The 26,196-nt window shown below is 64.8% G+C and carries 23 protein-coding genes and 2 tRNA genes; 16 read left to right on the top strand and 9 right to left on the bottom strand.

The window, feature by feature from the left end:
• Positions 1–4: 4 nt before the first annotated feature.
• Positions 5–457, bottom strand: coding sequence for a hypothetical protein (locus AC4D2M_RS02775; RefSeq protein ID WP_490889779.1), 453 nt, complete (start codon positions 455–457; stop codon positions 5–7).
• A 1-nt stretch (position 458) separates the two neighbouring features.
• Positions 459–1,634 carry an amidohydrolase gene (locus tag AC4D2M_RS02770; protein WP_490889777.1) on the bottom strand — a complete coding sequence of 392 codons (1,176 nt, stop codon included), beginning with the start codon at positions 1,632–1,634 and terminating at the stop codon, positions 459–461.
• A 65-nt stretch (positions 1,635–1,699) separates the two neighbouring features.
• Here AC4D2M_RS02770 and AC4D2M_RS02765 point away from each other — a divergent pair, with 65 nt between their 5' ends.
• Complete coding sequence (locus AC4D2M_RS02765) at positions 1,700–2,452, top strand: SDR family NAD(P)-dependent oxidoreductase (RefSeq protein ID WP_490889776.1); 753 nt, start codon at positions 1,700–1,702, stop codon at positions 2,450–2,452.
• A gap of 32 nt (positions 2,453–2,484) precedes the next feature.
• Positions 2,485–3,129 carry an MOSC domain-containing protein gene (locus AC4D2M_RS02760; RefSeq protein ID WP_490889774.1) on the top strand — a complete coding sequence of 215 codons (645 nt, stop codon included), beginning with the start codon at positions 2,485–2,487 and terminating at the stop codon, positions 3,127–3,129.
• A gap of 38 nt (positions 3,130–3,167) precedes the next feature.
• On the opposite strand, the gene AC4D2M_RS02755 is transcribed toward AC4D2M_RS02760, so the two are convergent.
• Entirely contained in the window at positions 3,168–4,943 is a 1,776-nt protein-coding gene (locus tag AC4D2M_RS02755) for a BCCT family transporter (RefSeq protein ID WP_490889772.1), read from the bottom strand.
• Between the two features lie 422 nt (positions 4,944–5,365).
• Between AC4D2M_RS02755 and AC4D2M_RS02750 the strand changes: the two genes are divergently transcribed.
• The 14 genes from AC4D2M_RS02750 to AC4D2M_RS02685 all read left to right on the top strand — a co-directional run bounded on the left by AC4D2M_RS02750 (position 5,366) and on the right by AC4D2M_RS02685 (position 19,756).
• On the top strand, positions 5,366–7,291 hold the full coding sequence (locus AC4D2M_RS02750) for a DEAD/DEAH box helicase (protein WP_490889770.1): 1,926 nt from the start codon (positions 5,366–5,368) through the stop codon (positions 7,289–7,291).
• 153 nt (positions 7,292–7,444) lie between these two features.
• Positions 7,445–7,516: transfer RNA gene (locus AC4D2M_RS02745), tRNA-Thr, on the top strand.
• A 56-nt stretch (positions 7,517–7,572) separates the two neighbouring features.
• Positions 7,573–7,646, top strand: a tRNA-Met gene (locus tag AC4D2M_RS02740).
• Between the two features lie 131 nt (positions 7,647–7,777).
• The gene (locus AC4D2M_RS02735; RefSeq protein WP_490889768.1) at positions 7,778–9,196 is read left to right on the top strand and encodes a MinD/ParA family ATP-binding protein; all 1,419 of its coding nucleotides are present in this window, start codon (positions 7,778–7,780) and stop codon (positions 9,194–9,196) included.
• Positions 9,197–9,263: 67 nt separating this feature from the next.
• Positions 9,264–9,830: a type 1 glutamine amidotransferase domain-containing protein gene (locus AC4D2M_RS02730; RefSeq protein ID WP_490889766.1), complete on the top strand. Its 567-nt coding sequence runs from the start codon at positions 9,264–9,266 to the stop codon at positions 9,828–9,830.
• Positions 9,831–9,927: 97 nt separating this feature from the next.
• Positions 9,928–10,836, top strand: a complete 909-nt coding sequence (locus AC4D2M_RS02725) for a DUF2797 domain-containing protein (protein WP_490889764.1) — start codon at positions 9,928–9,930, stop codon at positions 10,834–10,836.
• A 137-nt stretch (positions 10,837–10,973) separates the two neighbouring features.
• Entirely contained in the window at positions 10,974–12,002 is a 1,029-nt protein-coding gene (locus AC4D2M_RS02720; RefSeq protein WP_490889762.1) for an extracellular solute-binding protein, read from the top strand.
• The gene (locus AC4D2M_RS02715; protein WP_490889760.1) at positions 11,999–13,693 is read left to right on the top strand and encodes an ABC transporter permease; all 1,695 of its coding nucleotides are present in this window, start codon (positions 11,999–12,001) and stop codon (positions 13,691–13,693) included. Before AC4D2M_RS02720 ends, AC4D2M_RS02715 begins: the two co-directional genes overlap by 4 nt.
• On the top strand, positions 13,683–14,831 hold the full coding sequence (locus tag AC4D2M_RS02710; protein ID WP_490889758.1) for an ABC transporter ATP-binding protein: 1,149 nt from the start codon (positions 13,683–13,685) through the stop codon (positions 14,829–14,831). The genes AC4D2M_RS02715 and AC4D2M_RS02710 overlap by 11 nt, the downstream gene beginning before the upstream one ends.
• 25 nt (positions 14,832–14,856) lie before the next feature.
• A complete protein-coding gene (locus tag AC4D2M_RS02705) occupies positions 14,857–17,394 on the top strand; it encodes an AMP-binding protein (RefSeq protein ID WP_490889756.1) in 2,538 nt (845 codons plus the stop codon).
• A 56-nt stretch (positions 17,395–17,450) separates the two neighbouring features.
• A complete protein-coding gene (locus tag AC4D2M_RS02700) occupies positions 17,451–17,684 on the top strand; it encodes a hypothetical protein (protein WP_490889754.1) in 234 nt (77 codons plus the stop codon).
• Positions 17,685–17,793: 109 nt separating this feature from the next.
• Entirely contained in the window at positions 17,794–18,243 is a 450-nt protein-coding gene (locus AC4D2M_RS02695; protein ID WP_490889752.1) for an FAS1-like dehydratase domain-containing protein, read from the top strand.
• 2 nt (positions 18,244–18,245) lie between these two features.
• On the top strand, positions 18,246–18,686 hold the full coding sequence (locus tag AC4D2M_RS02690) for a MaoC family dehydratase (RefSeq protein WP_490889750.1): 441 nt from the start codon (positions 18,246–18,248) through the stop codon (positions 18,684–18,686).
• Positions 18,683–19,756 (top strand): UDP-N-acetylmuramate dehydrogenase, encoded by a 1,074-nt coding sequence (locus tag AC4D2M_RS02685; protein WP_490889748.1) that lies wholly within the window; start codon positions 18,683–18,685, stop codon positions 19,754–19,756. Before AC4D2M_RS02690 ends, AC4D2M_RS02685 begins: the two co-directional genes overlap by 4 nt.
• Positions 19,757–19,830: 74 nt before the next feature.
• Here AC4D2M_RS02685 and AC4D2M_RS02680 read toward each other — a convergent pair whose 3' ends face one another.
• From AC4D2M_RS02680 to AC4D2M_RS02655, 6 genes are all read right to left on the bottom strand, one after another.
• Positions 19,831–20,259, bottom strand: coding sequence for a hypothetical protein (locus AC4D2M_RS02680; RefSeq protein ID WP_490889746.1), 429 nt, complete (start codon positions 20,257–20,259; stop codon positions 19,831–19,833).
• 100 nt (positions 20,260–20,359) lie between these two features.
• Positions 20,360–21,517: an aspartate-semialdehyde dehydrogenase gene (asd, locus tag AC4D2M_RS02675; RefSeq protein WP_490889744.1), complete on the bottom strand. Its 1,158-nt coding sequence runs from the start codon at positions 21,515–21,517 to the stop codon at positions 20,360–20,362.
• 32 nt (positions 21,518–21,549) lie between these two features.
• Positions 21,550–22,140 carry a dihydrofolate reductase gene (locus AC4D2M_RS02670; protein WP_490889742.1) on the bottom strand — a complete coding sequence of 197 codons (591 nt, stop codon included), beginning with the start codon at positions 22,138–22,140 and terminating at the stop codon, positions 21,550–21,552.
• Entirely contained in the window at positions 22,137–22,940 is an 804-nt protein-coding gene (locus tag AC4D2M_RS02665; protein ID WP_490890408.1) for a thymidylate synthase, read from the bottom strand. The genes AC4D2M_RS02670 and AC4D2M_RS02665 overlap by 4 nt, the downstream gene beginning before the upstream one ends.
• Before the next feature lie 31 nt (positions 22,941–22,971).
• Positions 22,972–23,988: an NUDIX hydrolase gene (locus tag AC4D2M_RS02660; protein WP_490889740.1), complete on the bottom strand. Its 1,017-nt coding sequence runs from the start codon at positions 23,986–23,988 to the stop codon at positions 22,972–22,974.
• Positions 23,937–26,162 carry an RNA degradosome polyphosphate kinase gene (locus AC4D2M_RS02655; protein WP_490889738.1) on the bottom strand — a complete coding sequence of 742 codons (2,226 nt, stop codon included), beginning with the start codon at positions 26,160–26,162 and terminating at the stop codon, positions 23,937–23,939. Before AC4D2M_RS02655 ends, AC4D2M_RS02660 begins: the two co-directional genes overlap by 52 nt.
• Between the last annotated feature and the right edge of the window lie 34 nt (positions 26,163–26,196).

The following is a 26,196-nucleotide window of genomic DNA, read 5'->3' as shown; positions in this document are numbered from 1 at the left end:
GCAGTCAGCGCTTCCGGAAGGGACTGGCCGTTCGGCTGGCCAGCCGCACCCACTTGTTCTGCGGTTTGGGGCTGATCTGTTGGAACCACGCCGTCGACGTCGGCAGCCACATGAGCACCACGCCGATCAGCATGATCACGCACACCACCGAGAGCCCGGGCGTTCTGCGGACCAGGATCGGGACCCCGACAATGAGCCCGATCGTCGTAAGAAGTTCGCGCGCGCCGCGCTTCCCCCGCTGCAATCCAAGCACCAGCACCAACTGGACGACGGCGAGTGCACCCAGCAGAACGCCGAGGCCTACCAGCCCCGCCCGGTCAATCTCCTGCGCGGCCGCTGAGAGCAGGAAAGATCCCGCGGCAATCAGGAAGAGGACGCTGACCAGCACCTCCACGGCGATGGCTGCCCGGATGGTCAGCGGCCGCGGAGGAAGGCCGGGGCGGGACTGTCGCGCCATGTCAGCCTCGGGGAGCTACGACGCCGGTACGGGAGTCGGTGTCGTAGTGGTAGACCTCTTTGCCGCCGATCCAGACGGTGAGCGCGCGTTGCATGACATCCAGCGGATCACCGCTCCACAGCACGACGTCGGCGTCCTTGCCCGGCTCCAGGGAGCCGATGCGCTCGGCCAGCCCCATTACTTTCGCAGGATTGATCGTGATCGAGCGCAGCGCGGTGACGCTGTCCAGACCCTCCTTCACAGCCAGTGTTGCCTGGTGAACCAGGAAGTTGATCGGGATGACCGGGTGATCCGTGATGATGGAAATTTCGACGCCGGCAGCGGCCAGCTTGCCTGGGTTGGCGATGGAGCGGCCTCGCAGCTCCACCTTCGACTTGGTGGTGAAGAGCGGGCCGATCAGCACCGGAATGCCGCGCTCCGCCAGGACATCGGCGAGCAGATGGGCCTCGGTGCCGTGGTCAAGGACGAGGTCATAACCGAACTCGTCCGCGATGCGCAGGGCAGTGGCGATGTCGTCCGCGCGGTGGGCATGCTGGCGCCAGGGAATCTCGCGGCGCAGCACCATGGCCAATGCCTCGAGCTTCGGGTCCCGGGCGTTCTCCTCAGCCTTGCCCATGTAGTTCTGGGCATCCATGAAGGCTTTCCGGATCACCATGGCAGTGCCCAGCCGCGTAGAGGGAGTCTGCTTCTTTTCGGCGTAGACGCGCTTCGGGTTCTCACCGAGAGCCGACTTCAGGCCGCTGGGGGAGCGAAGCACCATCTCCTCGATGTAACGCCCGTGCGAGTGGATGGCGACGGTCAGCCCGCCGATGGCGTTGCCGGAGCCCGGGTTCACGTTCACTGAGGTAACACCGCCGGCGAGGGCGTCATCGAATCCGGGGTCGAAGGGATTGATGGCGTCCAGTGCACGGACTCCGGCAGTAACAGGGTCAGTCATCTCGTTGGTGTCATCGCCGGCCCAGCCCTCACCCTCTTCATGGGTGCCAAGGTGCACGTGCGCGTCCACGAACCCGGGAAGGAGCCACTTGCCCTCAGCATCGACGACGTCTGCACCCTCGGGCGCTCTGACATCTGCTCCCAGCGCAGAGATTTTCCCATTCTCGATCACGACGGTTCCGTCAAAGGGTTCGCCTTCGATCGGGACGACGTGGGCATTGACGATTGCTGTGGCAGTCATGGGTCTGGACCTTTCGCCGGTGGTGGGGGTCACAGCCAAACTTACCGTCTGACTACACTGATGCGATGACGCGACGATCAGCCCTGATCACCGGTGCCGGGCGCTCCGTGGGCATCGGAGCGGGAATTGCCCGGGCTCTCGCAGCGGACGGATGGGACCTGGTTCTCTCCTACTGGCACCCCTATGACCAGCGCGTCCACCAGATCGAGGAACCCTATGCCGAGCTGCGTGACCTTGCGGCGGAACTGGAAGCGATCGGTTCCCGAGTGACGCTCCTGCCGGCGGACCTGGAACAGCCGGACACCGCCGATGCGCTGATTCGTGATGCCGCGGAACTGGGTCCGCTCACCGGGCTGGTGCTTTCACACGCCGAGAGCGTGAACTCGTCGATCCTCGACACGACGGTCGAAAGCTTCGACCGTCACCTCGCCGTCAATGTCCGGGCGGCCTGGCAACTCATCCGTGCCTTCGCGCAGCAGTGCCCCGACGACGGCGGCGCGATCGTGGCACTCACCAGTGACCACACCGTGCACAACCTGCCGTACGGCGCATCGAAGGGCGCGCTCGACCGGATCGTGATTGCCGCAGCCCGCGAACTGGGCGAGCGGAAAATCAGTTCCAACGTGCTGAATCCCGGACCGGTGGATACCGGCTGGATGACCGACGAAGTGCGTGAGGCACTCACCGCCCGCCAGCCGACCGGCAGGCTGGGCACGCCTGCCGACGTGGCCGACGTCGTCGTCTTTCTTCTGTCCCGGCAGGGGCACTGGATCAACGGGCAGCTCATCAAAGCGGACGGCGGGTTCTCGGCCTCCTGAAGTGAGCCGCTCCCGGCCAGTAGGATCGGTGCATGAGTGCTGGTCTCCTGCTTGCCGTGTGTCGCGTCCATGCCCTGTTGCCCACCAAGGACTCGACCGGCGTCACCGCCATCGACAAGCGGGCGGCGTCCGGGAAGGTGAAGGTGCATCGACTCGGTCTCACCGGCGACATCCAGGCGAGCCGTAAGCATCACGGCGGTCCTTCCAAGGCCCTCTACGCGTATTCGCAGGAAGACGCCGATTTTTGGTCAGCGGAAGTGGGGCGCGATATCGAGCCGGGCAAGTTCGGTGAGAACCTGCGGGTCTCCGGAATCGAGGCCACACACGCGGTCATTGGTGAGCGCTGGCGCATCGGTGAGGTGCTCCTTGAGGTCTCCGAACCCCGGACCCCGTGCATTAACTTTGCCCGGTTCCTGGGGGAGCCCAACTGGGTGAAGCGCTTCTCCCGGGAAGGCAGGACCGGCACATACCTTCGCGTGGTGAAGGGTGGGCACATCGAGGCGGGGGATGCCGTCGTCGTCGAGCACCGGCCGGAGCACGGAGTGACAATCGGCCAGCTTTTTGCTGGCCTGGAGCCTGACCAGGCGGCCAGGCTCCAGGCAGCGTACGACGCCGGCGCGAAGCTCACGCCCGACGTCGCCAAAGCGCTCGCACAGGCGCAGAAGCTTCCCGCGTAATTCCTTTCCCGCGTGATTCCCGGGCAGCCTATCGGCTGCTAGCGGCCCGGTCCCGGCTTTGACCTGCGCCGGGGAAGCCAGGGGCGCGGCCGGCCGTTGAAATCGTTGGGCAGGGCGGTCTCGGTGCGGTCGTTGACGTGGTCACCGAAGTGTTCGTCGAAGTTGTCGGAGAGTTGCACTGTTACTTGCTCGCCGATCTCGCGTTCGAGTTCCATCTTCCGCTGGCGCCGCTCGACCCTAATCAACGCCTGTTGCTCGGCGTTCAGCGCCTTGTAGAGCGAGATGCACATGCCGATGATGACAATGCTGATGGGAAGCGCCGTCAGGATAGCGCCGGTCTGCAATGCCGCCAGGCCGCCGGCCAGCAGCAGTGCAATCGCAATGGCGCCTTCCAGGCAGGCCCACAGTACGCGGCTCCATTTCGGCGGGTCCGTCTCGCCCCCGGAGGCAAGCATGTCCACGACGAGGGAGCCCGAGTCGGAGGAGGTGATGAAGAAGATCGCCACCAGGACAATAGCTATGACCGAGAGGACCCCGGCGAACGGCAGCCCCTCGATCAGGTTGAACAGCACGTTCTCCGACACGATGCCCACGGCCGGATCGAACAGGCCTCCATTGAAGTCGTCGAATGCGCGACCGATCGCGCTGCCGCCCATGACCGCGAACCAGATGAAACTCACCATGGACGGAACCAGCAGCACACCCAGCACGAACTCGCGCACCGTCCGCCCGCGGGAGATCCGGGCGATGAAAAGTCCGACGAAAGGCGCCCAGGACATCCACCATCCCCAGTAGAAGACGGTCCAGGAAGCCTGCCAGTTGCGGCCTTCCTCTCCGGCGAAGGCGCTGGTGTCGAAGGACAGCCCAACGATCGACTGCAGGTAGGCGCCGAGTGACTGGACGAACTCACGGAACAGGAACAGCGTGGGGCCCAGCAGCAGTACGGCCAGGAGGAAGACCCCCGCCATGCCGAGATTGATGTTGGACAGCCATTTGATGCCCTTGTCGACGCCGCTGACCACCGAGAGGACAGCGATGAAGGTGATGACGATGATGAGCCCCACAAGGAGGGTGCTTGTGGATTCGCCGAAGACGCCGAGCTGGACCAGGCCGGCCGCAATCTGCTGCACCCCGAGCCCGAGTGAGGTTGCCACGCCGAAGACGGTGCCGACTATGGCGATGATGTCGATGACGTCACCCATGCGTCCGCGAACACGATCGCCCAGCAGCGGCTCAAGGGCCCACCGGATCGAAACGGGCCGACCTCGGCGGTGGATGGCGTATGCAAGTGAGAGACCGACAACCGCGTAGATCGCCCACGCGTGGAAACCCCAGTGCAGGTAGGTCTGCGTCATGGCTGCGTTGGCCAGGTCCCGGGCGTCACCTTCGACGCCGGGCTTCGGATTCACGAAGAACGTCAACGGCTCCGCGGCACCCCAGAAGACGAGGCCGATTCCCATGCCCGCTGCGAAGAGCATCGCGAACCAGGACAGGAGTTTGAACTCGGGTACACCGTCGTCTTTACCGAGCTTGATGTCACCGAATCGGCTCAGTCCCATCCAGACGGCGAACACAACGAAGCCGGCTACGGCAAGGAGATAGTAGGGGCCGAACACCGCCACGACGCCGCTTTGCGCGGCTGCCAACGCCGTTCCCGTGCCTTCGGGAAACATGATGGCAAGCAGCGCGGCGGCCACGATAATGATCAGGGCGGGCCAGAAGATGTTGGGCGCAAGGATGAAGCCCTTACCTCCATTCTGCTGCCTACCGGAGAGTGAGCTCTCCTGTGCGGTTGGTTCCCGTTCTGATTTCATGTCCATCCTTCGGGCAGCTAATGGGGCGCTACATTTGTTCACCAGCTTTTCATGCTCTAGTTCAGATGCAAATGAACTCCCGAGTAGGAATTCGCCCAGCTGTGGTCAGCCTCACGTAGCAACCAGGGCGCTGCTGGAAAGGCTGCGGGATTACGTGGGGTACACTTGAAACATCCCCCACACCGGTTTTCCCTTTATTCCTGCCCTTGAAGCGGCATGGATTGGTTGTGTTGGGGCCCGCTGCGTCTAGCGAAGCGGGCAGATTCATTCAGGGAGCGCCGGTCAGAGAACATTGCACTTCACCGTTGTGATAGCGGCCGAAGCTGGAATGTATGGTCCTGCCGCGGGATTGAAACAGCGCTGGATTTCCTGTTCATACGGCTCATGCAGCCGCCCGGCTCCTAGTGAAGGTCAACTTCCCCATGCCTGAAAATCTGCCCTCAGAAACCCCTGAAACCGAAACTGCAAACACTGACACCCCGGATGTCACGTTCGCTGACTTCAACCTCGACGGACGCGTGCTGGCCGCGCTGTCCGACGTCGGCTACGAGAAGCCCTCGCCCATCCAGGCTGCAACCATTCCGGCCCTGCTGGAAGGGCGCGACGTCGTCGGCCTCGCCCAGACCGGTACCGGCAAGACCGCAGCGTTCGCTATCCCGGCACTGTCGAAGATGGCCGAGCTGGCTGACCTCAACGGTCCTGCGAAGTTCACCCAGGTCCTGGTCCTTGCTCCGACCCGCGAACTCGCGCTGCAGGTTGCGGAGGCGTTCACCTCCTACGCCAAGCACATCGAGAACTTCAGCGTGCTGCCCGTCTACGGCGGATCCGCCTACGGTCCGCAGCTTGCAGGACTCCGCCGCGGTGCCCAGGTAGTCGTCGGAACGCCCGGCCGTGTCATCGACCATCTGTCCAAGGGATCGCTCGACCTGTCCAACCTGCAGTACCTCGTGCTTGATGAAGCGGACGAGATGCTGCGTATGGGCTTCGCCGACGATGTGGAGCAGATCCTCGCAGGGACCCCGGAGGACAAGCAGGTTGCGCTGTTCTCCGCGACCATGCCGAGCGCAATCCGCCGCATCGCCCAGAAGTACCTGAACAACCCACAGGAAATCACGGTCAAGTCCAAGACCACCACCGGCGCCAACACCCGGCAGCGGTTCCTGCAGGTCATGGGTCCGCACAAGCTCGACGCCATGACCCGCATTCTTGAGGTCGAAGACTTCGACGGAATCATCGCCTTCGTGCGAACCAAAATGGCTACTGAAGACCTGGCGGACAAGTTGCGTTCCCGGGGCTTCCAGGCCGCTGCCATCAACGGTGACATCCCGCAGCAGCAGCGTGAACGCACCATCGAGGCTCTGCGCGACGGCAAGATCGATATCCTGGTGGCGACGGACGTCGCAGCCCGCGGCCTCGATGTTGAGCGCATCTCGCTCGTGGTCAACTACGACATCCCGCACGACACTGAGTCCTACGTGCACCGTATCGGCCGCACCGGCCGTGCGGGCCGTTCGGGTGACGCGATCCTGTTCATCACCCCCCGCGAGAAGTACCTGCTGCGCTCCATCGAGAAGGCAACGCGCCAGCCGGTCGAGCAGATGCACCTGCCCTCCACGGACGCGGTCAACGAACTGCGCCTGAACAAGTTTGCAGAACGCATCACGGAGACCCTGGCCACCGAGGACGTCTCGATCTTCCGCGACCTGATCGCAAACTACGAGAACGAGCACGACGTTCCTGCCGCCGAGATCGCCGCTGCGCTTGCCGTCATGTCACAGGGCGGCAACCCGATCCTGGTCAAGGACATCCCGCAGGCTCCAGCCGGCCAGAAAGAGCGCGCAGGCGGACGCAAGGATGCCTTCGGTTCCCGTGGACCCACTCGCACTCTCACCGAGGGCAACGCGACCTACCGCATCGCTGTCGGTCGTCGCCAGCGGGTTATGCCCGGCTCCATCGTCGGTGCCATCGCCAACGAGGGCGGACTGTCGTCGTCGCAGATCGGCGGGATTGATATCCGCGCAGACCACACCCTGGTGGAGCTCCCGGCTGAGCTCTCCAAGGATCAGTGGCGTGCACTGTCCAAGACCCGCATCGGCGGCGAACTGATTCACCTCGAACTGGACAAGGGCCGGCGTCCCGTCCGCGAGCGTCCCGCCGGCGACTTCAAGAAGCCGCACCGCAAGGGCGGCGAGGGCTTCCGGAGCGATCGTGGGCACGAAGGCGGCTTCCGCCCGGAGCGCGCCCATGAAGGCGACTTCCGCAGCGACCGCGGACACGACTCCGATGACCGCAAGCCTCGCCATAAGAAGGGTGCCGGCGCGGGTACCGCACGCCGCGACAAGTGGTGATTTTGGGCTCTCTTTAGTGCCATAGAACGACGCCGGTCTTCCGCAGTTGCGGGGGTCCGGCGTCGTCGTTCTGAGGGTGCGAAAGTGACGGGCAACGCACCTCGCGGCTCGATTTTTCAGCACGCGAATTAGCTGGTAAAGTTTTCTGCTGTTGCCCCCCTAGCTCAGTGGTAGAGCGCGTTCTTGGTAAGAACGAGGTCACCGGATCGATTCCGGTGGGGGGCTCTCAAATGGGAGGCCCGCCGCAGATCGTAAGATTGAAAGCGGGCAGTCTCATTTACGGCGGTGTAGCTCAGCTGGTTAGAGCGCACGACTCATAATCGTGAGGTCGCGGGATCGAGTCCCGCCACCGCTACAAATAACAGGCCGGCGGCTCTTCACGAGCCGCCGGCCTGTTTCGTTTTGCCCAGTCCACGGAGTCCGACGCAGGCAGTGGTCAGCCTCCTTATAGGATGAAGCGCGAGGGACATCGACAGGACAGGAAGCATGACTGACAACGATTCGGCCTGGGGGCCGGGCGAAAAGCCGGAAGACTTTCCAACCCGAGCAAGCCGACGACGCTCAGGACGTGAACCGGGAACCGGGCCTATCGCAGAGGTCCCCCGTTTCGCCGACCGCCTGTCGCCGGCTCCGCAGGCGCCGCAGCCGGCCTTCCAGCCGGGGTCGACGCGGACGGACGAGGTTGACGGGGACACCGTCCCGCGTCAGGTGCTCGACATCCGCTTCGACGAGTCAGCCCACGGTACGCGCACAATGTCGGTGCCCGTCGTGATTCCCCAGCGGGCCCCAGCCGTAGCAGGCCCTGTGCCTCCGGCGCCCCCAGCATCGTCCAGCGCATCGGAGGACAGGGTGCAGTCAGAAACCCGCACCAGCACGACGACGCCCGTTCGGTCGATGCCGTCAGCACCGGCAGCGCCGGTCATCCCTGCCGTTCCCAGCATGCCCGCCGACCCGCCGCGGCAGTCGCGCCGGCAGGAGAACTCAGAGGGCCGGCGTCGTTCGTTCCTGGCCCCTGACAATGGCACAATCCCGGCCGAGACCGGGTTCCGCGGACTGCTCTCCCGGATCGGGATCCGCGTGGCGCCGTCGAAGCGGGAACTGACCGTACGCGCGCACACCCGTGCCGTCAGCCAGCACTGGCCGGGTCCCCGGACCGTCTCCGTGGTGAACGGCAAGGGCGGTGCAAACAAGACCCCCACCACCGTCATGCTCGCCGCGGTCTTCGCCCGGAACGGCGGGGGACCGGTGCTCGCCTGGGACAACAACGAAACCCGCGGCACTCTTGGCTGGCGCACCGAGCAGGGCCCCCACAACTCGTCGGTGATGGACCTCCTGCCGGAGACGAGCCAGTTGCTGGCACCGTCGGCGCAGTCCGCGTTGCTCGCCCGGTACGTTCACCACCAGACCGAAGACAAGTACGACGTCCTGCGGTCCAAGCCGGACGTGCTCGCCTCCGAGCAGAAGATCACCGCCGAGGATTTCGACGCTCTCCACGAGGTTGCTTCCAAATACTTCCGGCTGAATATCGTCGACTCCGGAAACGATGAAACCGCAGAGCGCTGGCTGCGCATGATTCACCACACCGATCAGCTCGTCATCGCAACCACCACTCTCGAGGAACACGCTGAGGCGGGAGCGCTCCTGCTGGAGGCACTCCGCGGGCGCGGCGGGAAGTACGCGGAGCTGTCGCAAAACGCCGTCGTCATCGTCAGCCAGTCGGACAAGAACGGTACCGCTGCGCAGGCGCAGCAGATTGCCGACGGGTTTGCACAGCTCGCGCGCAGCGCCGTCACCATTCCGTATGACGTTGCGCTGTTGAAAGGACGGATCCGTTGGGGGGCCCTGAAGCCTGCCACGCAGGGCGCATGGCTTGCCGCGGCCGCAGCTGTTGCCGACGGACTCTGATAGTCAGGTTGCTTAGTACTTCTGATGTTCCTAGGCTGGAGATGTAAGCCAACGGAATGGAGGAAGCATGACTATGCACGATATTTCCGGAAAGAAAGTGGCCTTCCTGCTCACGGACGGCGTCGAACAGGTTGAGCTCACCAGCCCCTGGGAGGCCGTCAAGGGTGCCGGTGGAGAGCCATCGCTTATCGCCCCCAGCGAGGGGTCGATACAGGGCTTCAACGGCACGGACAAGGGCGATACCTTCCCAGTCGATCTCGCGGTCGGTGACGCGAAGGCCGAGGATTACGACGCGCTGGTTCTGCCGGGCGGCGTCGTCAACGCCGACCACCTCCGGGTGGACAAGGATGCGCAGGCCTTCGCCCGCAGCTTCTTCGAACAGCACAAGCCCGTTGCGGCGATCTGCCACGCGCCGTGGCTGCTGATCGAAGCCGGCGTGGTCAGCGGCCGGTCGATGACGTCCTACCACACGCTCGAAACGGACCTCAGGAACGCGGGCGCCCAGTGGACCGATGATGAGGTGGTTGTGGACCAGGGCTTCGTCACCAGCCGCAACCCCGATGACCTGCCCGCCTTCAACGACAAGGTCCTCGAAGAAATCGCTGAGGGCACGCACGAGGGGCAGACGGCCTAACCCCTTACGAAGCGAAGTATCTGACGCCCGGTTGCCTGTTCCGAACGGTTCACGGCCAACCGGGCGTCATTAACTCCCGGTCCGGTAGCGTGGCGACATGCTCACCGGACCTTTTCTTTGCCACGGTGTGTCCTGGAGTCCGTCCCGCCCGTCGCTGACACTCGCGACGCCGCGCGGAGTTCCGACGCCGTTGCACCTCGGTGACCTGCCGATCTTTCTTGGCTTCCGCCTTTCCGACAGCGAGCGTTTCTGCCTGGGCTACTCGAAAGCGCTGGGTACGAAGGGCCGTCGCTCCCTTCCCTGCCCTGAACAGACGACGGCGGAACGCGGCTACCAGTGCGGCCCCTGCTTTGCCCGGGACGACTTCCGGTACATGCACGACGTTCACCGTTCCGGAGTGGCGCCCGAAGCGCTTGCACCGTACCTCGCGCAGGATCACTGGCTGTACGTCGCGACCTTCGCGGACGGCTCCACCAAGGTGGGAACAGCCTCGGACCGGAGCAAGTGGACCCGCTTGGCGGAGCAGGGAGCCGTCGTCGCCCGCTATGTTGCCCACGCTCACGACGGCAGGGTGGTCCGCGTTCTTGAAGACGCCGTGACACGGCACGCCGGCCTGCCGCAGGCTGTCCGGTCGGCAGCGAAGACGGCGGCCCTCGCGCGCCCGCTTGCGCCGTCGAAACTGAACCTTCTGAACGCCGATGCAGCCGACGTCGTACGCGCTTTACTGGCACAGGGTGTGAGTATCGACGGCTTCGAAGCAGTCGAGGAGCAGTGGCAGGCCCCGGGGAGCTGGGATCAAATCCTTCGGGCCCGGGCTGCGGTCTATCCGCTGAGCCTTGAGGCCGGGGGACATGGCGGCAGCATCCTGGCTCTCCTTGGACCGACCGCGTTGCTCGCTCTTCCCGAAGGCGAGTTCCTTCTGGACCTCGGGCTGCTGCGCGGCCGTCGTCTGCAGCTTGGTGAGTTCAGGTCCGCGCCCGTGGCGGTGCAGGACGAGCTGTTCTGAGCGCTTTCCGCCTGCCGTCCGTGTTACCTACCGAGTCATGATTCGGGAAGAGTGTTCGGCGCTGCGCTGAGGTTCGGTTAGGCTTACCTTTGTAATTTTGCTTGCGGCCTCTACCGCTTCCTTCAGGAGTACCCCCCATGCACCGACCCAAGCTCATTGCTGCCTGCGCCGCTTTCGCGGTACCCGTCCTGGCCCTCTCAGGTTGCGGCGTGCTCGGCATCGGCAAGGCTCCAGCCGACCTGCAGATCTACACGGCGCGGCACTATGACCTGGAAGGCGCGTTCGGTCAGTTCACCGACGAAACGGGGATCTCGGTCGAGTTCATCACCGGTGATGACGCCGAACTCCTCGAGCGACTCAAGGCCGAGGGAAGCGACACACCGGCAGACGTCTTCATGACAGTGGATGCCGGGAACCTCTGGAACGCAGCGCGCCAGGACGTACTCGCCCAGACGAGCTCGGCCGCCCTGGACGAAGCGGTTCCCGAGGACCTGCGGGACCCGGAAGGACAGTGGTTCGGGCTGGCCATGAGGGCCAGAACCGTCACCTACAACCCGGAGAACGTGGACCCCTCGGAGTTCGATGCCCAGGAGACCTATGCAGGGCTGGCCGATCCGAAGTGGAAGGGACGGCTCTGCATGCGCGACGCCACCTCCTCCTACACGCAGTCGCTGGTCGCGAGCCTGATCGACCTCCACGGCCGGGAGAAGGCCCTCGAGATTGTCCAGGGGTGGGTGGCCAATGACGTGGACATCATGAGCAACGACGTTCTCCTGCTCGAAGCGATCGACGCCGGCGCCTGCGACGTGGGGATCAACAACCACTACTACCTGGCGCGCACCCTCGAGGAGAACCCCGAGCTGTCCGTGGACCTCTTTTGGGCCAGCCAGGAGGGGGCCGGCACTCATGTGAACATTTCCGGCGCCGGGGTCGTCGCCGACTCCGACAATGCGGCACAGGCCCAGCAGCTCATTGAATGGCTTGCCACCACGGGGCAGAATGCCTTCGTTGACGCCAACCACGAGTTCCCGGTGAATCCGGAGGCACAGCCCGAACCGGTGATCGCCGAGTTCGGTGAATTCAGCCGTATGCCGCTGAACGCTGCAGCCTACGGTGACCTGAACGCCGAAGCCATCGATGTGCTTGCAGAGGCCGGCTACAAGTGAGTGAATCGGCTGTCCTGGTCGACGCGGGAGTTTCCGGACAACGCCGGCGCCTCCTGACCGGGAACGGCCGTCCGCTGTGGTCGGCGGCTGTGCTGCTCGCCGCAGCCCTTGTGGCGACTCCGGTGATCGCTGTGCTGATCGACGGACTCGGCAGCCTGAACTCGAGCAGCATCCCGCAGGACATCGGCCCGATGATCCTGACGACCGTCCTCCTGATGGTCGGAGTCGGCAGCGGCACCCTGCTGATCGGCGGCGGTCTGGCGTGGCTGGTTACGGCCTATAACTTTCCGCTGCGGAACCTGCTCTCGTGGGCGCTGGTGCTGCCGCTGGCCATGCCCGCGTACATCCTGGGCTTCGTGTTCCTGTCCACCTTCGACGTCGGAGGTCCGGTACAGGCCCTGCTGCGTACCGTCCTCGGACCCGGCGCCTGGTTGCCGGACGTGCGAACCCTTCTCGGCGCCGTCGTCGTCATGTCGCTCACGCTCTACCCATACGTCTATCTCCTCTCGCGGTCCGCGCTCGTGGAGCAAAGCGCAACAACGTACGACGCCGCACGCACCCTCGGTGCCAGCCGCTCCCGCACGCTGTGGCGGGTTGTGGTCCCCCTGGCCCGGCCGTCGCTTGCCGCCGCACTGGCGCTGGTCATGATGGAAACCCTGACGGACTTCGCGACTGTTCAGTACTTCAACGTGCAGACCGTCTCAGTGGGCGTCTATCTCGTCTGGAAGGGCAGCTTCGATTTCAACGCGGCAACCCAGCTTTCGGTGCTGGTGCTCCTGTTCGCGGTCGCGGTACTGGTGGTTGAACGCCTCCTGCGCGGTCGATCGCGCTTTCACCAGAAAACAGGTCGAGGCGAGGGCCTGCAGCCCCGGCGGCTTGCCGGATGGACCGGTTGGGCTGCCGCCCTGGTGTGCCTGAGTGTGCTCGGAGCAGGGTTCATTCTCCCTGTTGCCCAGCTGATCGGCTGGGCTGTGGGGGAGGCCATCGGCAGTTCCGAACCGCTGCTGGACCCCCGGTTTGTCGAGTATCTCGTGAACAGCGTGACCGTTGCGTCGGTGGCCGCTCTGCTGTGCACCGGAATCGCGCTCACGATCGGACATGCCCAACGCCTCGGTGGGGGTCCGGTGGTGGCAACCGCAGCGCAGCTCACCACCTTCGGGTATGCCGTTCCGGGGGCAGTGATCGGCATCGGTGTGCTCATCGCTTTCGCCCGTCTCGATGAGTGGCTCGAGTTCGCAGGTGTTCCGGGGGGCACAGGCCTTCTGGTGACCGGTTCGGTGGCGGGCATCCTTTTTGCATATCTGGTGCGATTCCTTGCTCCGGCCTACCAGGCTGTCGATGCGAGCTTCGCGAAGATCTCACCGGCACTTACCTTTTCCGCCCTCAGCCTCGGATCCACGCCGCGCAGGCTTCTGACCCGCGTGCATCTGCCCCTGGCTCGCCGCGGCGCCGCGGTAGCGCTCGTGCTGGTAGCGATCGATGCAGTCAAGGAACTGCCGATCGTGCTCCTTCTGCGCCCGTTCGGGTTCACCACCATCTCCGTCTGGGTCTATGAATTGGCCCGCGAGAATTTCTGGGAGAAGGCAGCGACGCCTGCGCTGGGCATCGTCGCGGTGGCGGTGATCCCGGTGTACTTCCTGTTCCGCCGTTCGGCGGGCCTCAAAACCGGGACGGTGAACCATGACCAGTAACGTGAACCAGGTTGAAACCCCGGCGCTGACCCTGAGCGGCGTGAGCAGGCGATACGGCGGTGTCCCGGCAGCCACGTCCCTCGACCTGTCTGTGTCCGCCGGAGAGATGGTAACCGTGATCGGGCCGTCCGGCTGCGGGAAGTCGACAATGCTCAGGATGATCGCCGGACTTGAGCGGCCCGATTCCGGAACAATCACGATTGCGGGTGAAACCGTCGCGGACCGCCGACGGTTTCAGGAACCGGAACGTCGTCGCGTGGGTCTTGTGTTCCAGGAGCACGCGCTGTTTCCCAACCTGACAGTCGCGAAGAACGTTGCTTTCGGACTGAACCGGCTGCCCGCCCGGGACAGGCAGCAGCGTGTTGCCGAGGTGCTGGAACTGGTGCGGCTGAATCACCTGGCAGCCCGCTACCCCCACGAATTGTCCGGTGGAGAGCAACAGCGAGTCGCACTCGCGCGCGCACTGGCGCCACGCCCCGCCGTCGTGCTGCTGGATGAGCCGTTCTCCAGCCTGGACGAGACCTTGCGGGGCAGGGTGCGCACCGATCTCGTGGCCGTACTGAAGGAAACCGGGACTACCAGCCTGCTGGTGACGCACGACCAGACGGAAGCGCTATCCGTGGGAAACCGCGTGGTGGTGATGCGCGAGGGCGTCATCGAGCAGACGGACACGCCGGAGCGGGTGTTCGAACAGCCGTCCACACGTTTCGTTGCGTCCTTCATGGGAGATGCCGACTTCCTGCCGGCGAACGTCCACAACGCACTGCTGACGTGCGAAATCGGCGTGGTTTCCACTGTTCCGGGGTGGGCGAACTGCGACGTCAACGTCGACGTGGTGCTTCGGCCCCACGAGGTTGCGCTCGCCCACGATCCGGGCGCTTCTGCCCGGGTCATCTCCCAGGAGTATCGGGGAGCCTTCGTGCTGCACTACGTGCGTCTGGCTTCGGGCCGTACGCTGCGGTCCTGGCAACCGCACCACGTTCGCTACGCCGCCGGTACCCCCGTCAGCGTAACTGTCGCGGCGGGAACGTCGCCCACCCTCCTGGTCAATGACCGGGCGGTTACCGAACCGCCGGTCGGTGCCGTAGACCCTACTCCGCAGTCTCCGGAGCGTTCACCCATCACTACATTGAGGTAATGCTGTGTCCATAACAATGCCGACAATGCCCCTGGAAGCGGCTACCCGGTCCGGAGGCTTCGCGTCCCGTCTCGCTCGCTTCGCCGACAGCCCCGCCGTCGTGACGGATTCCGGGACGCTCACCTACCGGCAGCTGGCGGATCGCGTAGAAGCGGTCGTGGACCGTCTCGGTCCTGTGCGGCGGCTGGTGCTGCTGGCAGCCACCAACGACGTCGACTCCCTCGTCGCGTACCTCGCGGCACTGTCCGGAGGACATCCCGTGATCCTGGCGCCGGGGGACAAGCCCTCCGCCATCGAATCGATCCGGGACACCTTCGATCCCGACGTCGTCATGGCCGCCGGGGAGGGGAATGGGCAGCCGCGAATTCGGGAAGTCCGTCCTGCAACCAGCCATTACCTGCACCCGGACCTTGCGCTGCTCCTGAGCACCTCCGGCTCGACGGGCTCACCGAAGCTGGTGCGGCTCTCACACCAGAACCTGGAGGCCAACGCCGGGGCCATCGCCGACTACCTGCGGCTCGGGCCGGCGGACCGGGCCGTAACCACCCTCCCCATGTCCTACTGCTACGGACTGTCGGTCATCAACAGCCACCTGCTCACCGGCGCGTCGGTGGTGCTCACCGACCTCTCGGTTGTGGACCCCTGCTTCTGGGACCTGTTCCGCAGCACCGAAGCAACCGCCTTCGCCGCCGTCCCATACACCTTCGAGTTGCTGGAACGCGTGGGGTTCTCCGACATGGACCTGCCCACCCTGCGGTACGTCACCCAGGCCGGTGGCCGTCTGGCTCCCGAGCTTGTCAGCCGGTACGCGGAGTTGGGCGGCGAGCGGGGCTGGGAGCTCTTCGTCATGTATGGCCAGACCGAAGCCACCGCACGCATGGCGTACCTGCCGCCTGCCCTCGCCACGCAGAGCCCGTCCCGGATCGGCGTGCCGGTGCCGGGCGGGAGCTTCCGGATCGATCCCGTGGCAGGCCTGGAAGATGGCGAACTGGTGTACACCGGACCCAACGTGATGCTGGGTTATGCGGAGAGTCCCGAGGACCTCGCGGCCGGCCGAACGGTGACTGAACTGCGCACCGGGGACCTGGCCCGGCGCCATCCTGACGGGCTGTACGAGGTGGTGGGGCGCCGGAGCCGCTTCATCAAAATTGCCGGACTGCGCATCGATCTCGGACGGGTGGAGCAGATCCTCGCCGGGTTCGGAGTGCAGGCAACCAGCGCCGGCAGGGATGAGCACCTCGTCGTCGCCGTCCAAGGCGACCACGAGCCGGACCTGCTCAGGAAAGTGCTGGCACGCGAGCTGGGAATCCCCCGCGGAGCGCTGAAGATGTACGCCGTAAACCAGCTTCCCAGGCTGAGCAGCGGGAAACCGGATTACCAGGCGGTGCTGGCGCTCGCCGAACCCGCTCCACTGCCGCGGGAAGCGGCGCCGACGCGTAAGGAAGGGCCGCAGGATGTTCGCGCGATCTTCGCCGAACAGCTCGAAGTCTCCGCCGTCGACGACGAGAGCACCTTTGTCTCTCTGGGCGGCGACTCGCTGTCATACGTAGCGACGTCGGTACGGCTGGAGAATGCGCTCGGCACCCTGCCGGCCGACTGGCATCTGCGATCCGTGGCAGAGCTGGAAGGAGTTTCCCCGGCCCGACGACGACGCAGGTTCTTCGCGCCGGCCGAGTCGAGCATCGTGCTGCGCGCCGTGGCAATCATTCTCATCATCAGCACTCACATCGGGCTGTTCCATTGGGAAGGCACTGCCCACGTGCTGCTGGCAGCGGCCGGATACAACTTCGCGCGATTCCACCTTCAGGGCGAACGGACACAACGGCTACGGCGCCAGCTGACCAGCATCGCCCGGATCGTGGTGCCGAGCATGGCGCTCATCGCCTTCGGCTACCTCATCACGGACCATTACAGCGTCGCGAACATCTTCCTCCTGAATGCGCTCGTCGGTCCCCAGGAAGTAACCCCTGAATGGCATTTCTGGTTTGTCGAGGTCCTGACCTACCTCCTTGTCTGCACGGTCGCGCTACTGGCGTTTCCCCCGATAGCGAGGCTGGAACGGCGTTTCCCACTTGGCTTCCCGCTCGGGCTGACCGCGGCTGGTCTCCTGACCCGGTTCAACGTCATCGATCTTGAGGTGCCGAACACCGCTCCTGCGCTGTGGCTTTTCGCTCTGGGATGGGCCGTGGCCCAGGCGCGGACCACCCTTCACCGCTGCCTCATTTCTGCTGTCGTGGTGCTCTGCGTCCCGGGCTACTTCTTCCTGGACCTGCCCCGGGAGATGACGCTGCTGGTTGGCATACTGGTGCTCGTCTGGCTGCGGACACTGCCTGTGCCCCGCGGTCTGCAGCGCATAACGGTGGTACTGGCCAGCGCATCGCTATACATCTACCTCACCCACTGGCTTGTCTTCCCGCATCTGGAAGCCATGCACCCGGCGGTGGCGGTGGCCGCATCCCTTGCTGCAGGAGTGCTCTACTGGGCGCTCGTCATGCGTGTGCCGGGTTTGGTGCGACTGGCGACCGGAAGCCCCAGGGGAGCACGCCGGAGGGTGGCGGCCTGACCCTGGGCGTGCACCCCTGCCCAGGCGGATCCCGCCCCGGACCCTAGGATAGGACCATGCTCAATACACCCTGGGACACCGGATCGCCGTTGTACCGGAAGCTCGTAGTCGCGGCCTTGATCCTTACCGGCGTGGGCATTCTGCTGGCCGTCGCCGGCGCCATGCTGCAGACCGATCCGCTGGTAATGGCCGCACTGCCCATCATCGTGGCGGGCATGGCCGCGCACCTCGCGGGGCTGGTGGTGCGCGGACGTGACGCGCGTCGTCGTAGCCACCCGCCGCAGGGCTGAGCTCGAGCGGAAGCGACCGGTAGGTTACGGGGCAATACAGCTACGCTGGGAGATGCGTGTCCGCGCCCGAGGAGCCGGTTACTTCGGCAGCCTAACAAGAAGGAGTTTCATGACGATCAATCCCGACCTTCAGGGGCGCAGCTATCCGGCTGCCGAGGTCTATACCGTAGGGCGCGAGAAGATCCGCGAATTCGCGAGGGCCGTCAAAGCCACGCATCCGTCGCACTTCGACCCGGAAGCCGCGGCCGCGCTGGGCCACCGCGACGTCGTTGCGCCTCCCACCTTCGCGATCATCATCGCCCAGCGTGCGGACGCTCAACTGATCGAAGACCCGGAGGCCGGTATTGACTTCACCCGTGTGGTTCACGCCGACCAGCGCTTCATCCACCATCGACCGATCGTCGCCGGCGACGAGCTGGTCGCCGAACTCCACGTTGACCAGGTTCGTGCGATGGGCGGCGGCGCGATGATTACAACCCGGGCAGAAATCTCCACAGTGGAGGGCGAGAAGACCGCAACGACCACGTCATCCATCCTTGTGCGCGGGGAGGAGCAGTAGACATGACAATTACGCTCACGGACCTTGAGGTAGGCCAGGAAATTGGCCGTTCACCGATTGAAGTCACCCGACTGGACCTGGTGAAGTACGCCGGCGCGTCCGGTGATTTCAACCCCATCCACTGGAACGAATCCTTCGCACGCGGTGTGGACCTTCCCGGCGTCATTGCCCACGGCATGTTCACCATGGGCTCGGCCGTTCAGGTGGTAGCTGACTGGATCGGTGACCCTACCGCCGTCATCGATTACCAGACCCGGTTCACCCGGCCGGTGATTGTCGAGGACACCACTGATCAGCCCGGCGTAGCCGGCGCGGTTATTGAAGTTGTCGGCGTCGTAGGGGCAATTGATCAGGATAATTCGACTGCCCGCATTGATCTGACTGTCACCTCCGGCGGGCAGAAGGTGCTGGTCAAGGCACAGGCAGTGGTGCGGATCTGGTGACGTCGCTCGCCCAGTTCACCACGTCCGCCGTCGGGGGACCCGCCCGCAAACTCGTGGAGGCTCGTACCGAAGCCGAGATTATCGACGCGGTTCGCTCCGCCGATGAAGCGGGGGAGCCGCTCCTGCTCGTTGGCGGCGGCTCGAACCTGCTTGTCGCTGACACCGGCTTCGCCGGCACAGTGGTCCGGATTGCCTCAACGGGCTTTACCGTGAACGACGACGACGCCACTTGCGGAGGCGTGATGGTCACCGCACAAGCCGGGCAGCCCTGGGATGAGCTCGTCGAGTACACGGTGCGTCATGCCTACTCGGGCCTTGAGGCCCTGTCCGGCATCCCGGGGTCCACAGGCGCAGTTCCGGTGCAGAACGTGGGTGCGTACGGTGCTGAAGTCTCACAAACCATTGCCATGGTGCGCACGTATGACCGTGAGACGAAGTCCATCAAGTCGCTGGCCAACTTCGACCTCGGGTTCGGGTACCGCGACTCCCTTCTGAAGCGCACCACCGACGCCGGGACACCCCGTTACGTGGTGCTGACGGTGCAGTTCCAGCTGGGACTCGGCCGTCTGGGGGCGCCGGTGCGATACGCGGAACTGGCCCGGGAACTCGGCATCGAGGTTGGAGCCCGGACCTACGCCAATGACGTACGCCGTGCAGTTTTGAAGCTGCGGGCGGCCAAGGGCATGGTGCTGGATCCGGTTGACCGTGACACCTACAGCACCGGGTCCTTCTTCACGAACCCCGTGGTGGACTCGGATGCAGCGGGGTCCCTGCCCGAGAGCGCCCCGAGGTATCCGATGCCTGATGACACGGTGAAGCTCAGTGCAGCCTGGCTCATCGAGCACGCGGGGTTCGGCAAGGGCTTCGGGCTCGCGGACGACGCCGGTTACCGTGCGGCGGGCGGTCGTGCTGCCTTATCCACGAAGCACACCCTCGCGGTCACGAACCGTGGCGCAGCATCAGCAGAGGACCTGCTGAACATCGCCCGACTGGTGGCCGACGGCGTCGAGGAGCGTTTCGGTATTCGGCTGCACCCGGAACCGCTCCTGATCGGCTGCGCGCTGAACTGAGCGCGCCGCTGAACTGAGCGCGACGCTGAACTGACACAGACACTCGCTCAGGGACCGCACGAGACCCGCCGGGATTACGTCGTGGCCCGTCTCCGGGCCTTCTCAGCGGCTGCACGCGTCTGCATGACAGCATGGCGGTGCCAGCGGCTGTCCACGAGCTCGCGGCTGCACAGCCACTGCACCAGCCTCGAGATGAGACTGATCTGCGCCAGGCGGTCGTGGAAGTCAGCGAGCAGCCATGGGCCGCTCAGGAACCGGGGGAGTGCGAAGACCAGCTGCTCCGGTCCGAGGACCCGCCCGAAGGCGCCTTCGGGATCGAACTGCCTTTCCAGCGCGAGCAGCGCGGCCGTATCTCCGCTGACCGTGGAGTCGCCTTCCTGCTCAAGGAACAGCTGCAGGTGGGCAAGGACGCGCTCGTAGCGCTCAACCGTGGCGGGATGCCTGCCCGCGGCACTCGCGGAGAAGTACCGCCTCAGGACCTGATCTACCGGAATCTGATTCATGCAGGACAGTCTGCCGGACGCCTCCGACATTTCGCTAGAACAGGTGTTCGACCGGGTGCTGGCCGCACCCGGGGATACCCGCGGGTGCGGCTAACGGACCCTAGAGGTTGCCGGTGGCGATGAGGAGCATGCGGCGCAACGGCTCTGCAGCACCCCACAGAAGCTGGTCGCCCACGGTGAAGGCACTGATGTACTCCGGACCCATCTCGAGTTTGCGGATGCGCCCGACCGGGATTTTCAGGCTTCCGCTGGCCGCCACCGGGGTCAGCCCGGCAAGAGTGGCTTCCTTGGTGTTGGGAACCACGGTTGCCCACTCGTTGTCCTGATCGATCAGGGCCTCGATCTCATTCAGAGACAGGTCCTGGGTGAGCTTCAGCGTCAGCGCCTGGGAGTGCGAGCGCATGGCGCCGATCCGTACACACAATCCGTCAAAGGGGATCCGGGCGCCATCCGCGATGTCATTCCCGAGTATCTTGTTGGTCTCCGCGCCGGCTTTCCACTCTTCCTTGGACTGCCCGTTGCCGAGGTCGGCGTCGATCCAAGGAATCACTGAACCGGCAAGCGGCACCCCGAACTGGGACGCATCCATGGCGGGATTCTTCTGCTGGGTCAGCACAGCCCGGTCGATATCGAGGATCGCAGATGCCGGATCCGCCAGATTCTTGGCAACGACGCCGTGGATGGAACCGAACTGGGTCAGCAACTCCCGCATGTGCCGGGCGCCGCCACCGGATGCTGCCTGGTAGGTCATGGAGGTGCCCCACTCGACCAGACCGTTCTTGAACAGTCCACCGAGGCCCATCAGCATGCAGGAGACCGTGCAGTTGCCGCCGACGAAATCGCGTACGCCGCGTGCCAGTCCGGCGTCGATAACGTCGCGGTTGACCGGGTCGAGCACGATGATGGAGCTCTTCTCCATACGCAGCGTGGAAGCGGCGTCGATCCACAGGCCGTCCCAGCCGGCGTCGCGCAGCTTCGGGTACACCTCCGAGGTGTATCCGCCGCCCTGTGCGGTCACGATGATCGGCAGCTTCGCGAGAGCCTCGACGTCATACGCGTCCTGCAGTGGTCCGGCACCCTCAGCGAACGACGGCGCAGCCCCACCGGCGTTCGACGTCGAGAAGAAAACGGGGTTGATGGTGCGGAAGTCGCCCTCGTCCTGCATGCGCTGCATCAGTACGGAGCCGACCATTCCGCGCCAGCCGACCAAACCGACGGAAGGCACGGAAGAGGAGGACAGGTTCGCGGCGGAAGTCATGGTTCCAGTTTAGGCGAGGGTGGCAAACTCCCTCAGTGCGTTACTTTCTGCGTGACGTCCAGCCCATCAGCTTCGGGGTGAGTCCACAGGCTGATCCGGAAGCGCGTGCCGTTCTGCGCCGTGTACCAGCCCTCGGACGGCTCAACCCTCGTGAGGTTCCATGAGTTCGCCAGTACGGGCGCGTAGGTGTCGCCCTCAACTGAGGTCTCGATCACCGTCACTACCACGGCATTGGCATGCGACACCGCCTCGGCATAGACCTGGCCACCGCCGATGATCCAGATTTCGTCAGCACCCTCGCTACGGCGCGCCTGGCTGAATGCTTCCGCCAGCGAGCCGACGACAACGGCACCCGGGTAGTCGGCAGGATCCAGATTCTGCCTGCTTACCACGATGTTGGTGCGGCCGGGCAGCGGACGGTACTTCTCGGGGAAGGACTCCCACGTGCGCCGCCCCATTATGACGGGATGTCCCTCGGTGGTGCGCTTGAAGTGCGCAAGATCCTCGGGCAGGTGCCACGGCATACTGCCGTCCCGGCCGATGACGCCGTCGATTGTCTGTGCCCAGATCATCCCGACCAGGGGTGTCCCGACCGACGCGGTCAGGTTCATGGTTTCGCTCATACGGAGATCGGCGCCTTGATGGTGGGATGGTGCTGGTAGTTCTCCACCGTGAAGTCCTCAAGCTCGTAGTCGAAGATGGTCTCGGGCTTCCGGTTCAGGCGCAGCGTGGGGTAGGGGTAGGGCTCGCGTGAGAGCTGTTCCGTAACCTGATCGAGATGGCTGGCGTAGATGTGCACGTCACCGCCCGTCCACACGAACTCCCCGGGCTCGAGTCCCACCTGCTGCGCCACCATGAGGGTGAGCAAAGCGTAGGACGCAATATTGAACGGTACGCCGAGAAATGTGTCTGCGGAGCGCTGGTACAGCTGGCAGGAGAGCTTGCCGTCCGCAACATAGAACTGGAAGAAAGCGTGGCAGGGCGGCAGCGCCATGTTCTCGATCTCGGCGACGTTCCAGGCTGAGACAATGTGCCGCCGGGAATCAGGGTTGGCCTTCAAACCCTCGATCAGGCGCTCAATCTGATCAATGTGGCCGCCGTCGGGCGTGGGCCAGGAACGCCACTGCACTCCGTAGACGGGGCCCAGCTCACCGTCGTCATCAGCCCACTCATTCCAGATCCGCACCCCGCGTTCCTGCAGCCAGCGGACATTCGAGTCGCCGCGGAGGAACCAGAGCAGCTCCAGGGCAACCGATTTGAAGTGCACCCGCTTGGTGGTGATGAGGGGGAATGACTCCGCGAGGTCGAACCGCAGCTGCCGTCCGAAGACGCTGCGGGTTCCGGTTCCGGTCCGGTCCGATTTCGGCGTGCCGTTGGCTAGGACGTCGCGGAGCAGGTCTTCGTAGGGCGTGGGAACCGGGATAGTCACGGCACTCAGTCTAAGGGTGCCGGCTTCAGTCGTCATAGGCGCGGAACTGCTCGACCGAGACGACCTGCCCGGACTTTCTGGAGCTCACCTGGCAGATAATCGCTTCACCGGGGGCGAGGTAGGGGTCAGACACCGGCAGCATCTTCCCGAGGCGGGTAGGCATGTGCGCGCGGAGCACATCAAGTATCAGCGGCAGGACCGGTCGGTGACTGCACACGGCTACCGGGACGCGGCGGTCAAAAAGCTTGTCGACCGTGCTGCTTGCCCGTCCCGGCTTCCGGGCGGCATCGTGTTCCGTAAGGGCGTCAACGAGCTTCAGCTTCGCGTTCGAGCGTTTCACGTACGGCATGATCGTCTGCACGCACCGGTCCCAAGGGCTGCTGACTATCCGGTCAGGTGACCACGCCTGCAGCAGGCGGCTCACCGCCAGGGCTTGACGCCGTCCGGACGCCGCGAGCGGACGCTCACCTTCGGCGCGCGTCCAGGAGGACCGCGGCTTGGCCTTCGCGTGGCGGACTACGATCAGGGGCCAGGTATCCAGGTTGTCCTCAGCGCAGGCTTCGACCAGAGCGTCGAGCGGCTCCCGGTCGGAGGGGTTGCTGAGCAGCTCAGCGGCGCGTTCGGCCGAACACCAGAGGAAATCGTCGACTTCCTTGCCATCGGGTTTGGGCGTTATGCCCTCTGCTTTCGCCGCCCAGTAATGCACAACCTTGAGACCGGACGACACCTGGTACTCGATGGTCGGCAGCGGGACGCCGAGCTTGACCGTGATGCCGATTTCCTCACGGACCTCGCGTACTGCGCACTCGGGGGTGGTCTCACCGGCGTCGATCTTGCCCTTCGGCCAGGACCAGTCGTCGTAGCGGGGCCGGTGGATGAGCAGGACCTCCAGCGCGCCGGAACGCTTGCGCCAGCACAGCGCACCGGCAGCGACGACGGCGGCACCGTGCTCGCCCCTCCTGCTATCGACCGTCGTGTCGGGCTGCACGATCACCGGCGGGCCGGCCGCAGACGGCTGCGGGAGCGGGAGGCCAGCAGCCATGACTGCACGTCGCTCAGCGGGTTGCCGTCGTCGTCCTTGTGATGGCGGATCCACTCTCCGTCACTGTCCAGGTGCCAGCTCGCGGTACCACTGTCGAGGTACCGGTCCATGAGCGAGATCAGGTACGTAATGTGCTCGGGCGAGGACAGCTGGACAAGGGCCTCCACGCGGCGGTCGAGGTTGCGGTGCATCATGTCGGCCGAGCCGATGTACACGGCGGGGTCGCCCGCGTTGGCGAAGGCGAAGACCCGGGAGTGTTCAAGGAACCTGCCCAGGACGGAGCGGACGGTGATGTTCTCGCTGAGACCGGGGACACCCGGGCGCACCGAACAGATCCCGCGAACAATTACATCGACCCGCACACCGGCCTGCGACGCCCGGTACAGGGAGTCGATGAGAGCTTCGTCAACGATCGAGTTCACCTTGATGACGACCCGTGCTTCCAGCCCGGCCTGACTGTTTGCGATCTCCTGCTCGATACGTTCGATCAGGCCCGAGCGGACGGACCGCGGCGCCACGAGAAGACGCTTGAACGTTGACTTGGGGGCGTACCCGGAGAGCTGGTTGAACAGCCTCGAGAGGTCCTCGCCCACCTGGTGATTGGCGGTCAGCAAGCCCAAATCCTCGTAGTAGCGTGCGGTGCGCGGGTGGTAGTTGCCGGTGCCGATGTGGCAGTAGCGGCGAAGTCCGTCGATCTCCTGGCGAACCACGAGGGAGAGCTTGCAGTGGGTCTTCAGGCCCACGATGCCGTACACAACATGAACGCCGGCCTGTTCCAGCTTCCGCGCCCAGGAGATGTTGGCCTGCTCGTCGAAGCGGGCCTTGATCTCGACGAGGGCCAACACCTGCTTGCCCGCCTCCGCTGCATCAATGAGCGCATCGACGATGGGGGAGTCGCCTGAGGTGCGGTACAGGGTCTGCTTGATCGCCTGGACCTTCGGATCCACCGCGGCCTGCTCGAGGAACGCCTGAACCGAGGTGGAGAAGGAATCATACGGGTGGTGCAGGAGGATGTCCCGGCGCCGCATGGCAGCGAAGACGTTCGCAGCCTTCGAGGTTTCGCTCTCGTTGAGGTCACGGCTGGTGTGCGCCACATGCTTCGGATAGTGCAGGTCGCCGCGGTCGATGCCGGCAATCACGGTGAGCCCGCGCAGGTCCAGCGGAGCCGGGAGGTCATAGACCTCTGCCTCCTCCACCCCGAGCTCCCGCGAGAGCAGCGCCCGGATGCTGGGGTTGATGTCCGTGGTTACTTCCAGCCGGACCGGGGGACCGAACCGGCGCCGGAGGAGTTCCTTTTCGAGTGCCTGCAGGAGGTTCTCGGCGTCGTCCTCTTCCACCTCAAGGTCTTCATTGCGGGTAACGCGGAAAGTGTGGTGCTCAAGGACTTCCATTCCGGGGAACAGCTGGTCCAGATGGACGGCGATGACCTCTTCCAGGGGAATGAAGCGGGCGGTCCGGCCGGCCACGTTCCCCGCGCGCGGGCCGTCCACTGAGACAAGCCGCGGCAGCTGGTCAGGCACCTTCACACGTGCGAACAGTTCCTTGTCGCTCACCGGATTACGCACGACGACGGCGAGGTTCAGCGAAAGGCCGGAGATGTATGGAAAAGGGTGGGCAGGATCGACCGCGAGCGGTGTCAGGATCGGGAAGACCTTCTCCGCGAACAGCTTGTTCAGTTCTGCCTGCGTCGCGGAATCAAGCTGGTCCCACGTGGTGAGGTGGATGTTCTCGCCGGCGAGTGCGGGCCGGATGTGATTTGAGAACACCGTGGCGTGCCGTCGTTGGAGTGCCAACCCCCCGGTCATGATCGTCTCGAGCTGCTCGATGGGGCTCAGCCCGGCGGCGGAAGGCACGGCCAGTCCGGTTGCGATTCGGCGTTTCAGGCCGGCAACCCGGACCATGAAGAACTCGTCCAGGTTGGAGGCGAAGATCGAGAGGAAATTGACCCGTTCAAGCAGGGCCAGGTCCGGATCTTCGGCGAGATCCAGTACTCGGGCGTTGAAATGCAGCCAGCTCAGCTCGCGATCCAGGAAACGGTCCGGGGAAATCTCGCCTGAGGGCAGGAGGCTCGGCGCGAAATCAGGGATGTCGATGCGGTCCTGAGTTGCGCGGGCTGGAGCCACCTCTGACGATCCATACCGTGCCGGGATCCGGGCGGCGGTTTCGGCTTCCATAGTGTCTCCTTTGGTGTTTCTGGCGGGCACGCTT

The sequence above is a fragment of the Arthrobacter sp. TJ-270 genome (assembly GCF_058269075.1).
The sequence above is the reverse complement of the archived record's forward strand: the minus strand, read 5'-3'. Positions and strand labels throughout refer to the sequence as shown.